The organism is Ancylomarina sp. YFZ004, assembly GCF_054254355.1.
This window is the reverse complement of sequence record NZ_JBTCHQ010000003.1, coordinates 154,138-167,092: the sequence shown is the minus strand read 5'-3', so window position 1 is coordinate 167,092 and position 12,955 is coordinate 154,138. Positions and strand designations below refer to the sequence as shown.

Below are 12,955 nucleotides of genomic sequence, written 5' to 3'. Positions count from 1 at the left end.
TTCATCAAACAACAACAAATACAAACACCAAAATAAATCAAAATGATTACACGTTTAGATCAAGTCATTGACAAGCTTAAGAATAATGAAAAGAAGAGATTGGTAGCTGCATATGCTAACGATTCTCATACAATTGGAGCTGTAAACGATGCTGTAGAGTTAGGGATAATTGATGCAACCTTAGTTGGTGATGAAACTGAAATTGAAAAAACTTGTAAAGAGCATAATTTCGACATGTCTCGTTTTACAATTGTTCATGAGCCAAACGAGCTTAAAGCTGCACAAAAAGCTGTTGAGTTGATCAATAATGGTGAAGGTGATATGATTATGAAAGGTCTTGTAAGTACTGATAAGTACATGAAAGCCATTCTTAATAAAGAAAAAGGTTTGATGCCTCCTAAGGCTGTTTTAAGTCATGTAACTGTAATGGAAAACCCTAATTACCATAAACTTTTGGTTGTGAGTGATGTTGCTGTTATTCCTTTGCCAGACTTGAATCAGAAGATTGCAATTACTAACTATGTTATTAAAGTTGCGCAGTCGTTGGGTATTGAAAAGCCAAAGGTAGCTATAATTGCTGCTTCGGAGCAGGTTCTTACTAAGATGGATGCTTGTGTTGATGCTGCTATCATTTCTAAAATGGCTGAGCGTGGACAGATTAATGGCGCCTATGTTGACGGTCCTTTAGCTCTTGATGTGGCTATCGATAAGGAATCTGCTGATATTAAGAAATTGGATTCTATGGTTGCTGGAGATGCCGATTGTATGGTATTCCCAAATATCGAAAGTGGTAATGTATTCTATAAGGTAAACACCAAATTGGCTAATGCTGAATTGGGAGCAATGGTAATGGGAGCGAAGGTTCCAGCTATTCTTTCTTCTCGTGGTGATAGTGTGAAGACTAAATTGTATTCTATCGCAATGGCAGCTCTTGTGGCTTCAAAATAGTACTGCAATTAAATATTTCCCTCTGGGAGATGAAAAATATATAAGACAATTGACTAGATGAAAATCAGTCAATTGTCTTTTTTTTGTATAAAAAAAGGCCAACTCAAAGAGTTGGCCCTATAATATTTTAAGACTAAAAACTCTATACTAGAGTTTTAGCTACTTCAATTGCTGCATCAAAGTTAGGAGCATCTGTTACTTCAGGAACGTACTCAACATACTGAATAGTGTTTTCTTTGTCGATAACAACCACACCACGAGTTAGTAAACGTAATTCTTCGATAGCAAAACCAAACTTGTAGCCAAAATCCATCTCCTTGTGATCAGAAAGCGTGATTAAGTTTTCAATACCTTCAGCACCGCAAAAACGTCCTAATGCAAATGGAAGGTCGTTTGATAGCGTGATGATTTGTACATTATCCCCTAGATTAGAAGCTTCTTTGTTGAAACGATGAGCCTGTGCAGAACAAACGCCAGTGTCAACAGAAGGGAAAATAGAAAGAATCTTTACTTTTCCATCAAAATCAGATAAAGAAACAGGAGCTAAGCCTTGGTTAAGCGCTGTGAAATTTTCTGCCTTATCACCTTTTTTTACTGGAGTTCCTACAAGTGTAATTGCACCGCCTGCAAAAGTTACTTTAGTATTGTCTTTGTTCATTTGATTTGTATTTTAATGTTATTAAATCGTTTAAATCGGAAATAGGGATTGTAAACTCCCTTATTAACTCAATTGAGTATCAAAGATAGTAATATTGGTTATTTAAACTAAATAGGAATAGGGTTTTTTATTTAATGAAATGAAAGAAAAAATGCCAGCATAGCTGGCATTTTTATAGTTATTCGACTTCTTTGTTTTGTTTTAGAATCTTAGTTGTTATTTTCTCTTTATTCTTATCCAGTCCGACTGATATCGTATCACCCTCTGTAAGAGAAGCTCGGATAATCACCTCGGCCATTTCATCTTCCAGGTATTTTTGAATGGCTCTCTTTAAAGGACGTGCTCCAAATTGCACATCATAACCTTTTTTAGCGATGAAATCTTTAGCAGCAGTAGATATCTTGATTTTAAAACCTAAGTCTTCTACGCGGCTATATAAACCCTTTAGTTCAATATCAATTATCTGATGGATATGCTCTTCACTCAATGAGTTGAACATGATTAAATCATCCACGCGATTGATAAACTCAGGTGCAAAAGCCTTGCGAAGTGCTTTTTGGATAATATTGTTTGCGTAATCGCTATCCTCACTTGATTTAGATTGGAATCCAATTCCCTTACCGAAATCTTTCAATTCACGAGAACCAATATTTGATGTCATAATCACAATACAATTTTTAAAGTCAACCTTACGGCCTAGAGAATCCGTTAATTGACCATCATCAAGCAATTGTAAAAGAATATTGAATATATCTGGATGTGCCTTTTCTATTTCATCTAAAAGAATGACAGAATAGGGCTTGCGACGCACTTTTTCAGTTAATTGACCACCTTCTTCGTAGCCAACATAGCCTGGAGGAGCTCCAACCAAACGTGAAACAGCAAACTTCTCCATATATTCACTCATATCGATGCGAATTAATGCATCTGAACTATCAAATAGATATTCTGAAAGAACTTTCGCTAGTTGAGTTTTACCCACACCGGTTGGACCTAAGAATATGAATGAGCCAATAGGTTTACTTGGATCTTTTAAACCAGCGCGGTTTCGTTGTATGGCTTTTACAATTTTAGCGATAGCATCTTCCTGGCCAATCACTCTGCTGCTAAGCTCTTTATTCATTTGAAGTAAGCGGGAACCTTCAGCTTGAGCTATACGCCTAACGGGAACACCAGTCATCATTGCAACAACTTCAGCGATATTATCTTCTGAGACTTTTTCTTTCTGCATGCTCAGATCTTTCTCCCACTTGTCTTTTTCATTTTCGAGCTCATCCATTAATTGTTTTTCCTTATCGCGGAAACTAGCAGCTAGTTCGAATTTTTGAGCTTTAACCGACTTGATTTTATTTTGACGGGTCTCTTCAATATTCTCTTCAAGTTCTTCAATAATTTTTGGAACTAGAATGTTGGAAATATGCACTCGAGAACCCGCTTCATCAAGAGCATCAATCGCTTTATCTGGCAAATGACGATCGCTGATATAGCGAGTAGTTAATTTCACACAAGCATTAATGGCCTCAGGCGTATAAAATACATTGTGATGATCTTCATATTTTTCCTTAATATTATTTAGAATTGAAATAGTTTCTTCAACAGAAGTTGGCTCAACCAAAATTTTCTGGAAACGACGCTCCAAGGCACCATCTTTTTCAATATTCTGACGGTATTCATCAAGAGTTGTCGCACCAATACATTGGATTTCGCCACGAGCTAAGGCTGGTTTAAGCATGTTAGCCGCATCCAATGAGCCCGTTGCACCTCCAGCACCCACTATGGTGTGAATCTCATCTATAAAGAGGATTATATCCGTTGTTTTAGCCAACTCATTAAGAATAGCTTTCATTCTTTCTTCAAACTGACCACGATACTTCGTTCCAGCTACAATAGAAGCCAAGTCGAGCGTAACCACACGCTTATCGAAAAGGACTCTAGAAACCTTTCTCTGAATAATTCTTAAAGCTAGGCCTTCCACAATTGCAGATTTACCAACACCTGGTTCACCGATTAGAATTGGGTTATTTTTCTTACGTCGACTAAGGATTTGAGCTAAGCGCTGAATTTCAGTTTCACGTCCAACAATAGGATCGAGAGTCCCTTCTTCAGCAGCTTGAGTAATATCTACACCGAAATTATCGAGAACAGGCGTGTTCGATTTACCCGTTGTGCTCGATTTGGGGTTATTACCGTGCATGCCACCACCAGCACCTTCTCTTTCTTCTGATGGAAAATCTGCTTGTGCTTTTGGAGAGTTTGTATTAATATTATTTTTCACAGCATTATAGTCTATGTTTTTAGCTTCTAGATAGCGTGTTACCAGACATTTTTCGTCCTTAAGTATAGCCAATAATAGATGACTGGTATCAATCGTTTGGTTCTTTAACGCTTTGGCTTCAAGATATATGAGTTTTAAAACACGTTCAGCAGATTTTTGCAATGGAATATCTTCCTGATCCAATCGGTCTAAGTTTGTGTTTTGGAGTTTAAACTCTAAATCATGCTTAATATCAAGCAGGCTGATTCCTAGAGAATTAAGAATGCTAATGGCAACGCCCTCACCTTCACGTAGAATCCCTAAAAATAAATGTTCAGTACCTATGGCACTATTACCTAGTCTTTCAGCTTCATCTTTGCTAAAAGAAAGAACATCTTTTACACGGGGTGAAAATTTTGAGTCCATATATTATATGTTTTAGTTGTGTATTTATTTTATTCGTCTTTGGTGAATTTAATAAGAATATTTTTATTTGAAGTAAACTTGAGTTAAAAATATAGCAATTTTAACGTTCATTTAAACTAAATAACGAAGATTAAAGGGGTTAACATCATCGATTTTAATATAGTTAAAATATTTATCTTAATTTGTCTTTAATTCCACCACAATTATTATCAAAATTGCACATATTTTTTTACTTTTGTCTTTCTGTGATTTGAACTGTAAAGTGAATACTTTATTTGATCAAAACATAGAAATTATATTTCCCATTTAAGAATAGAATCTAAAAGAACAAATATATGACCACGGGAGAGAGAATCATACGCATTAATATTGAAGAGGAAATGAAATCTGCTTATATCGATTATTCGATGTCAGTAATTGTTTCCCGAGCTTTACCAGATGTTAGAGATGGACTTAAGCCTGTTCACCGCCGAGTATTATTCGGTATGAATGAATTGGGTATAGCAGCTAATAAACCTCATAAAAAATCAGCGAGAATTGTTGGTGAGGTACTGGGTAAGTATCACCCGCATGGTGACAGTTCAGTTTATATGGCCATGGTTAGAATGGCTCAAGAATGGTCTTTGCGTTACCCTTTGGTTGATGGACAGGGTAACTTTGGTTCGGTTGATGGTGATAGCCCTGCGGCTATGCGTTATACCGAAGCAAGAATGAAAAAGATTGCAGAAGAAACACTTGCCGATTTGGATAAGGATACCGTTGATATGTCTCCTAACTTTGATGAGACATTGAAAGAACCTACTGTTCTTCCTACTCGTATTCCTAACTTATTAGTAAATGGAGCATCGGGTATTGCTGTCGGTATGGCAACTAATATGCCTCCTCATAATTTAACGGATACGATTGATGCAACAATTGCTTACATCAATAATAATGATATTACAATTGATGAATTAGTTGATATTATTAAAGCTCCAGATTTCCCAACAGGTGGAACTATTTATGGTTACCAAGGTGTAAAGGAGTCATACGAAACGGGTAGAGGTCGTGTTGTTGTTCGTGCTAAAACAAATATTGAGATAACGGATTCAGGACGCGAAAAAATTATTGTAACCGAAATTCCTTATATGGTTAATAAGGCCGAAATGATTATGAAAGCGGCTGACTTAATTAATGATAAGAAAATTGAAGGTATTTCGAATGTAAACGATGAGTCAGATAGAAACGGTATGCGTATCGTTTTTGACTTAAAACGTGATGCTATTGCCAACGTCGTTCTGAATAAATTATTCAAGTATACTCAAATGCAATCTTCATTCTCCGTGAATAATATTGCATTAGTAAAAGGTCGACCAAGATTATTAAATTTAAAAGAACTAATTCTATATTTTGTTGAACACCGTCATGATGTGGTTGTTCGTCGTACAGAATTTGAATTAAGACAAGCTGAAGCTAGAGCTCACATTCTAGAAGGTTTGATTATCGCTTCTGATAATATCGACGAGGTGATCAAGATCATTAGAGGTTCTAAGAGCCCCGATTTAGCTCGTACTGCTTTAATGGAACGTTTTGAGCTCTCTGATATTCAGGCAAAAGCAATTGTTGAAATGCGCTTGCGTCATTTAACAGGGCTTGAGCAAGATAAATTAAGAGGCGAGTATGATGAAATCATGAAATTGATTGATCACTTAAAAACTATTCTTGCAAACCATGATTTGCGTATGGAAATCATAACCAATGAACTTCTGGAAGTGAAAGCTAAGTATGGCGATGAAAGAAGAACTGAAATCGTTTATGCTTCTGAAGACTTTAATCCAGAAGATTTCTACGCTGATGAAGAAATGGTAATCACTATTTCACATATGGGTTATATCAAACGTACGCCATTATCTGAGTTTAAGACTCAACATAGAGGTGGCGTAGGAGCGAAGGGATCTCATACGAGAGATGAAGATTTCCTTGAGCACATGATCACGGCAACCATGCACAATACCATGTTATTCTTTACTGAAAAAGGGAAGTGTTTCTGGTTGAAAGTATATGAAATTCCTGAAGGATCTAAACAATCAAAAGGTAGAGCTATTCAAAACCTTCTAAATATTGAGCCAGATGATAAAGTGAAAGCTTATATCAACGTAATGACGCTTAAAGAAGAAGAGTATATTAATAGCAACAACATCATTTTATGTACTAAGAAAGGTGTTGTTAAGAAAACATCACTTGAAGCTTATTCTCGCCCTCGTGTAAATGGTGTGAACGCTATCACAGTTCGTGAAGGTGATCAATTATTAGAAGCTCGATTGACTAACGGCAAGAAGGAAATTCTGATTGCTGCACGATCTGGAAAAGCGATTCGTTTTGCTGAAGATCAGGTTAGAGCAATGGGTAGAACAGCTTCTGGGGTACGCGGAATCACACTACGTGACGAGGCTGACGAGGTAGTTGGCATGGTTTGTGTAGAGAATGGTGATCAGGACATCATGGTTGTTTCGGAGAATGGTTATGGAAAACGTTCCCAAATTGACGACTACCGTATCACGAATCGTGGAGGTAAAGGAGTTAAAACCATTAATATTACTGAAAAAACAGGTGAATTAATTGCATTAAAATCTGTATGTGATAAGGATGATTTGATGATTATCAACAAATCAGGTATTGCAATCCGATTAGCAGTTGCAGGCTTAAGAGTAATGGGACGTGCAACTCAAGGTGTTCGTTTAATTAACTTGAGCAAAAAAGATGATTCTATTGCTGCTGTAGCTAAAGTAAATGCCGCTGGTGAAGAAGAATTAATCGTTGATGAAAATGCACCAGAAGTTATTGTTGATCAAACTGAAGAACAAACTGAGACTGAGGTCGAAACTCCAATTGAGAATAAAGAGGAAGATCAAGTTGAAAAGAAAGACGATGATCAGCCAAATAATAGCTTGGATGGAGAGCAAACAAGTCTGTTTTAGAACTTAGATTAATTATAAAGAAAATGATCTTGTTTTAATTCTCGATTTATGGATTAAATTTGTGCAAGATTCTTAAACAAAACAAACTATAGAATGAAGCTTTCTTGTCAACAACAAGAAAGCTTCATAAGTAAAACGAAAAACTATTTACTGATGAAAAAATTATCATTCATTATGGTTCTTCTTTTGTGTGTTTCAATGGTAAACGCTCAAAAGAGTAAAGTAACAGGAGCTAGTAATTATCTAACTTCGGGTAAACTTGATAAAGCCAAAGTAGCAATTGATGCTGGTATGGGACACGAGAAATGTGTTGCATGGCCAAAAGCCTATTTAGTTAAAGGAAAAGTTTATCAAGCTATTTTTGAAAGTCCACTTCCAGCTTATAAAAAATTGTCTGAAACACCTTTGCAAGTAGCTTATGAAGCATACTTAAAGTGTATGGAACTTGATGTTAAGAATAAGTATAGAAAAGCTATTAAAGCTCAGATGACTAACTTAATTCCTGACTTTACAAATAAAGCAGTTCAATTCTTCCAAACTGAAGATTATAGTGGTGCTTTTAATGCTTTTGAGAAAGTTTTAGAGATTGAAAACATGAAAATGTTTGAAGCAGATAAATTGGCAGTTGATACAGCTGTTATTTTTAACGCAGGACTTGCTGCGCAGAAAGCTAAAAATTTTGAAGGTGCTATTAAGTATTATAAGCAAACTATCGATCTCAACTATGGTGGGGCTAAGGCTTATGCATACCTTTCAAAAGTGTTGAAAGAGAACGGTAATGATGAAGAGTCTCTTACATATCTACATAAGGGGTTTGAATTATTTCCAAACGATGCCTATATGTTAGTTGAGCTAATCAACCATTATTTATTAGGTGGTGAGCCAAATAAAGCTGCTGAGTATCTTGATAAAGCAATTGCTTTAGATCCAGAAAATGGTTCTTATTATAGAGCAAAAGGAACTTTATATGAGAAAACAAACGAGCCTGCTAAAGCTAAAGAAATGTATGAGATTGCTTACTCTAAAGATCCTAAGGATTATATTTCTCAATACAATTTAGGTGTTCTTCAGTTAAATGTTGCTGAAAAAGCTCGTAAGGTTGCTAATGATATTATGGATCAGAAGAAGTATGATGCAGCTCTTAAGAGCTTATACAAGTTATACGAAGAAGCTCTTCCACATTTCACGAAGGTTCTTGAAATCAAGCCTGATGAGGAAAATTCAATTTCTACTTTGAAAGAACTTTATTTCAAGCTTAGAAATGAAAAGCCTGAGTTCATGAAAAAATACGAAGAATTTAAAGCAAAGTTAGATAACATGTAAGCTATCTAATCACGATATTTTAAAGCCTCCAAGAGTTTATCTTTTGGAGGCTTTTTTTATTTTAGTTGTGAAGTCTTGAAATAGCGTTCCCAATGTCTTTACTATTGCAAATCGTTCAAGAAATTGAGCAATCCGGAGTTGGGATAAAAGCCACTGAGAGTAAGTATGTGTTTTTTGTATTATAATCTGTAAGGCTTATTTAGGACGATTATGAATGTGGATGATTATTTATCATTAATATTATTTATGTTAATCTTATTTAACGTAATATGAATTATAAGACAGCCGTAAATAACTCTATTTGTAGCAGTTACAGTGCAGTGTAGGAGAGGGGTTTTTTGATATACAATTCACCATGTATGTCATTGATTTTCACATTCAATAACAAAAAAAGCAAGCAGTCCACTGCAACCTATTTTAAAGTATAGATGATTTCTACACGTGTATTAGTTTAAGAGAAGCCCATCTCCATTGATTAGTTTTTTAGCAACAACAGTTAGCTGTATAATAAGCATCAAAAATATTTTTAAATTTGACAAGTCTTTAATAATACATTTAAGTGGAGAAGTACGCCTATATTATTACTTCATAAATGTATAAGGAGTACTAAAAATTCCTTTTCCATCATCTTTACCACTATCACTTTCAACAACATAAGTTACAAAGGCTAATTCCCAGCCTTTAGCTACTAAGGCATTTATTTTTGAGGAAATAAGAGCATCGTTTGATGCAATATTTTGAAAGTTAATACCCGTAATACTATAAAGGTTTAATAATTTAGTCTCTGCAAACAGACTCACTTTAGCATCTTTTCTTACCACTGTACGTTCTGTTGTAAAAGCCCGATTATCAGCAGGATACTTTTCTTCGATGATTCTAGAACGACCAATTCCTATAGGAACAATTGACTCAACTGAAGTAGTCACTTGAGTCAAAACAAAAGCCATTGCTACTAGAGTTAGAAGTAATGACTTTCTCTTGTGAAATTTTAATAAAAGATTAGATTGATTAATATGTTATTTCTGGTTCTAAAATGACATTGGGTGCATTACAAAAATGTGATCAAAATATAAAGAGAGAATTAGAAGCGTTTTTTAGTTATTAATTCAATCCAGGGAATCCTCAAAATGAAGATTGGTGAAGGTTTATGAGAATATTAAATTCTAGACAAAGTTTTATAATTCAAGAATTTCTAATTCCAGATAGCTTATTCAATTAATTTGAGGATAACTATTATAGCTTATAGTTGTAACAAGATAAACTCTTAGAAGCTTTTAAAATCTTGTGAATCCTTCGCCATAATTCGATGAATGATATTAGATCAACGACCATTAAAAATATTCAATTCTCAGTATAGTTTTACTCAAACAAATATTTTTATTATTGATGATTTTATTGAAAAAGGTGTTTTTAGGTCATTATTCAAATCTATATAAAAGTCTTATAATTCATATTACGTTAAATAGGGAGTATTTTAATAAATTTGCACTTAAGAGTATCATATTTTGCTTTAAAGATTAGTCTAAATGCCTGGAGCTTGTTTTTGGCAAAAATAAATTTTCATCTCCGCTATAGATATTATCTATTCATTGAAAACAAATCAACGAATATTTGTCATCATTCAATAGTTAGAGTATTTATTGAATTCTTAAAAGGTTTCGAACTTCTACAAAATGAATGCTCCACCTCTAATTACGACAATATTCGTAATTAAATTTTGATATACGAATCCTATCGTATATATTTGATACGAAATTAATCGTAGTTCAGATTCACCACAATATGAAACCACAGAAGATCAAGCCAACTCAAGCCGAATTAGAAATATTACAAGTCTTATGGACCTATGGCCCATCAACCGTTCGCTTTGTTAATGAGAAGCTTAAAGGCGAACGAAACGTTGGTTATACAACAAGTCTTAAAGTGATGCAACTAATGACTGAGAAAGGCATGTTGGATCGGTATAAAGAATCTCGAACTCACATTTACTCTGCATTAGTAGAAGAAAAGGCGACCAAGAATCATCTTATCGATAAATTTGTAAGTACCCTATTTGGTGGATCTGCCTCTGGAATGGTCTTACAAGCTCTTGGAAATCATAAATGTAGTAATGAAGAATTAGAAGAAATAAAGAAATTAATTGAGAGCATAGAAAAACAATCAGACCATGAACCTAAGTAATATAAGCACTAATAGCTTCTCAGAAGCTTTGGCATGGACTATTTTCCATTCTATTTGGCAAGCAGCATTAATCGCTGGACTTTTAGCCCTCGCTTTTCGATTAATTAATAATAATAATGCGCGATTACGATATACAATGGCCAGCTTAAGTATGCTGCTAATATTTATATCAGCCATTTTTACATTCTTATTATCCTTGCCGGAAGAAACACTCCCCCTTAGTCTAAATTTATCTGGTTTAGATTCCATTATAATCGCTGATACAAGCAAGGTTGTATTCTCGTGGGATTCATTAAAAGGCCTCTTGCCCACTCATATATTATTCCCTATTCTTTTAAGAACATGGATAATTGGAATTTGCCTCCTTTCACTTAGAATGGTGATTAATTACACAACTGCACTTCGGTTAAAAAACCATAAGGCTTTCCCTCTTAATAAGAGGCATATGACTTTAGCATATAATGTTTTAGAACGTTTTGAAATTAAAAAAAAGATCTTGTTCAGAGAATCATCTTCCGTTGATTCGCCATCCTTAATTGGATACTTTAAACCTGTTGTACTTCTTCCAATAAGTCTTATGAGTGGTATACCAGACAATCAATTAGAAATTATAATTGCTCATGAGTTGGCACATATCAGTCGTCACGACTATTTGGTTCAATTTATCCAGGGCATCATTGAAATACTATTTTTCTACCATCCTATGGTTTGGTGGCTGTCTTCTGTGGTTAACACCGAAAGAGAACACATTTGTGATGATCTGGCGGTGAAGGTTTGTGGTGAATCTTTAACCCTAATTAAAGCCTTAAATAATATGGAAAGTATCAGAAGAAAGAAACCTGAATTGGTATTGAGTTTTTCAGGTAAGAAAGCGAATCTTTTACATAGAGTTCGTCGAATATTAAATCCAGTGACGGTAAAACATCCGAAGCTGGAACGTGGTTTAATGAGTGCCTTATTTGTGTTTGCGCTCTCTGGAATGATCCTATTTTCAAACCTGGCAAATTCAAAAAATAAAGTTCAACTTGAATCGGAAAATTCTACAAATCTACTAATTGATGATTTTGGGAGAGTTGAAATACCTACAGCCTTACCGATTATTCAAGCTCCTCAAAAGAAAGAGAAGCAGTCAAAGAAAAAATATATTGTAGCTTCTACAATACCAGCTGTGGCAACTGTACCTGCTGAATTACCTATGGTAACAGAAGCACCTGCGCTTAATGAAAATATCCCTGTAATAACGGATACTGTTATAAAAAAGGAAGTTGAGAAAGAAGTTAAAGCTCATAAAGAAGCTCTTGCAAAGTACATAAAGAAGGTTGAAAAAGATGGCAGTTTAAGCAAGAAAGAAAAAGATGAAGCTAGAGATAGAGTCCATAATTCATTAAAATGGCTTCGAGCAAAAGAATTGAAAGGAAATACGAAAATAACAGTCAAACTTGATTCAAGTGCTCCCATTCAGATTTCAGCACCAAAAATAAGTTTAAATTCAGACAAAACTGATGCACCTCTCTATATTCTTGATGGTGTGGAAATTAGTAAACAAGCTTTAGATAAGCTTGATACAAGTGCGATTGAGTCAATGTCGATCTTGAAAGATGCAACAAGTATAAGCATCTATGGAGTCAAAGGTAAAAATGGTGCTATTTTGATTACAAGTAAGAATAAAGTGGGTCAAAAGAAAAAATCGAAGAAAATTAAAACCATTAAGATTAAAGGAGAAACGAAAAATTCTCCACTCTATATTGTTGATGGTGTAGAGACAAGTAAACAAGCTATAGATAAGCTTGATACAAGTTCGATTGAATCTATGTCCATCTTAAAAGATGCTACAAGTGTAAGTGTCTATGGTGCAAAAGGTGAAAATGGCGTTATTTTAATAACAAGCAAGAATAAAGTAGACAAAAAGAAGAAATCGAAGAAGAAGAGTGCCATTAAGATTAAAGGAAAAACTAAGAATTCCCCACTCGTGATTGTTAATGGTTCTTTATTGGATCAAAATATGAACTTAAATGATATTGACCCTGATGATATTAAATCAATGACTGTATTGAAGGATGAAACAGCTATTGAGAAATATGGGAAAAAAGGTGAAAATGGTGTTATTGAAATAACAACTAAGACAAACAAGAAAGCACCGTCTTTTAATGAGTATATGAAAAATAAATAGAGTTTTATCTCCTCTTAAATAAATTAAACGACCCATAA

Annotated in this window: 8 protein-coding genes; 5 read left to right on the top strand and 3 right to left on the bottom strand. The window is 34.6% G+C overall.

Translation table 11 applies throughout. The features are described 5' to 3' along the window. Positions 1 to 42: 42 nt before the first annotated feature. Positions 43 to 948: a bifunctional enoyl-CoA hydratase/phosphate acetyltransferase gene (locus ACXR6G_RS06305; RefSeq protein WP_458360561.1), complete on the top strand. Its 906-nt coding sequence runs from the start codon at positions 43 to 45 to the stop codon at positions 946 to 948. A 142-nt stretch (positions 949 to 1,090) separates the two neighbouring features. Here the strand turns inward: ACXR6G_RS06305 and tpx are convergent, their stop codons facing one another. Both tpx and ACXR6G_RS06295 read right to left on the bottom strand, forming a co-directional pair. Further along, entirely contained in the window at positions 1,091 to 1,606 is a 516-nt protein-coding gene (tpx, locus tag ACXR6G_RS06300; protein WP_458360560.1) for a thiol peroxidase, read from the bottom strand. 178 nt (positions 1,607 to 1,784) lie between these two features. Continuing rightward, positions 1,785 to 4,286 carry an ATP-dependent Clp protease ATP-binding subunit gene (locus ACXR6G_RS06295; RefSeq protein WP_458360559.1) on the bottom strand — a complete coding sequence of 834 codons (2,502 nt, stop codon included), beginning with the start codon at positions 4,284 to 4,286 and terminating at the stop codon, positions 1,785 to 1,787. 335 nt (positions 4,287 to 4,621) lie between these two features. On the opposite strand from ACXR6G_RS06295, the gene gyrA reads away from it, so the two are divergent. Further along, entirely contained in the window at positions 4,622 to 7,243 is a 2,622-nt protein-coding gene (gene gyrA, locus ACXR6G_RS06290; protein ID WP_458360558.1) for a DNA gyrase subunit A, read from the top strand. A gap of 153 nt (positions 7,244 to 7,396) precedes the next feature. Further along, positions 7,397 to 8,566, top strand: coding sequence for a tetratricopeptide repeat protein (locus ACXR6G_RS06285; protein ID WP_458360557.1), 1,170 nt, complete (start codon positions 7,397 to 7,399; stop codon positions 8,564 to 8,566). A 581-nt stretch (positions 8,567 to 9,147) separates the two neighbouring features. Here ACXR6G_RS06285 and ACXR6G_RS06280 read toward each other — a convergent pair. After that, positions 9,148 to 9,513 (bottom strand): hypothetical protein, encoded by a 366-nt coding sequence (locus tag ACXR6G_RS06280; protein ID WP_458360556.1) that lies wholly within the window; start codon positions 9,511 to 9,513, stop codon positions 9,148 to 9,150. Positions 9,514 to 10,348: 835 nt separating this feature from the next. Between ACXR6G_RS06280 and ACXR6G_RS06275 the strand changes: the two genes are divergently transcribed. After that, the gene (locus tag ACXR6G_RS06275; protein WP_458360555.1) at positions 10,349 to 10,747 is read left to right on the top strand and encodes a BlaI/MecI/CopY family transcriptional regulator; all 399 of its coding nucleotides are present in this window, start codon (positions 10,349 to 10,351) and stop codon (positions 10,745 to 10,747) included. After that, on the top strand, positions 10,734 to 12,917 hold the full coding sequence (locus ACXR6G_RS06270) for a M56 family metallopeptidase (RefSeq protein WP_458360554.1): 2,184 nt from the start codon (positions 10,734 to 10,736) through the stop codon (positions 12,915 to 12,917). The genes ACXR6G_RS06275 and ACXR6G_RS06270 overlap by 14 nt, the downstream gene beginning before the upstream one ends. Positions 12,918 to 12,955 lie beyond the last annotated feature (38 nt).

What these genes read in the sequence shown, in the direction of transcription:
- ACXR6G_RS06305 (WP_458360561.1), top strand. Translation starts at nt 43, where the DNA reads ATGATTACACGTTTAGATCAAGTCATTGACAAGCTTAAGAATAATGAA.
- ACXR6G_RS06280 (WP_458360556.1), bottom strand. Translation starts at nt 9,513, where the DNA reads ATGGCTTTTGTTTTGACTCAAGTGACTACTTCAGTTGAGTCAATTGTT.
- ACXR6G_RS06285 (WP_458360557.1), top strand. Translation starts at nt 7,397, where the DNA reads ATGAAAAAATTATCATTCATTATGGTTCTTCTTTTGTGTGTTTCAATG.
- gyrA (WP_458360558.1), top strand. Translation starts at nt 4,622, where the DNA reads ATGACCACGGGAGAGAGAATCATACGCATTAATATTGAAGAGGAAATG.
- ACXR6G_RS06295 (WP_458360559.1), bottom strand. Translation starts at nt 4,286, where the DNA reads ATGGACTCAAAATTTTCACCCCGTGTAAAAGATGTTCTTTCTTTTAGC.
- tpx (WP_458360560.1), bottom strand. Translation starts at nt 1,606, where the DNA reads ATGAACAAAGACAATACTAAAGTAACTTTTGCAGGCGGTGCAATTACA.
- ACXR6G_RS06270 (WP_458360554.1), top strand. Translation starts at nt 10,734, where the DNA reads ATGAACCTAAGTAATATAAGCACTAATAGCTTCTCAGAAGCTTTGGCA.
- ACXR6G_RS06275 (WP_458360555.1), top strand. Translation starts at nt 10,349, where the DNA reads ATGAAACCACAGAAGATCAAGCCAACTCAAGCCGAATTAGAAATATTA.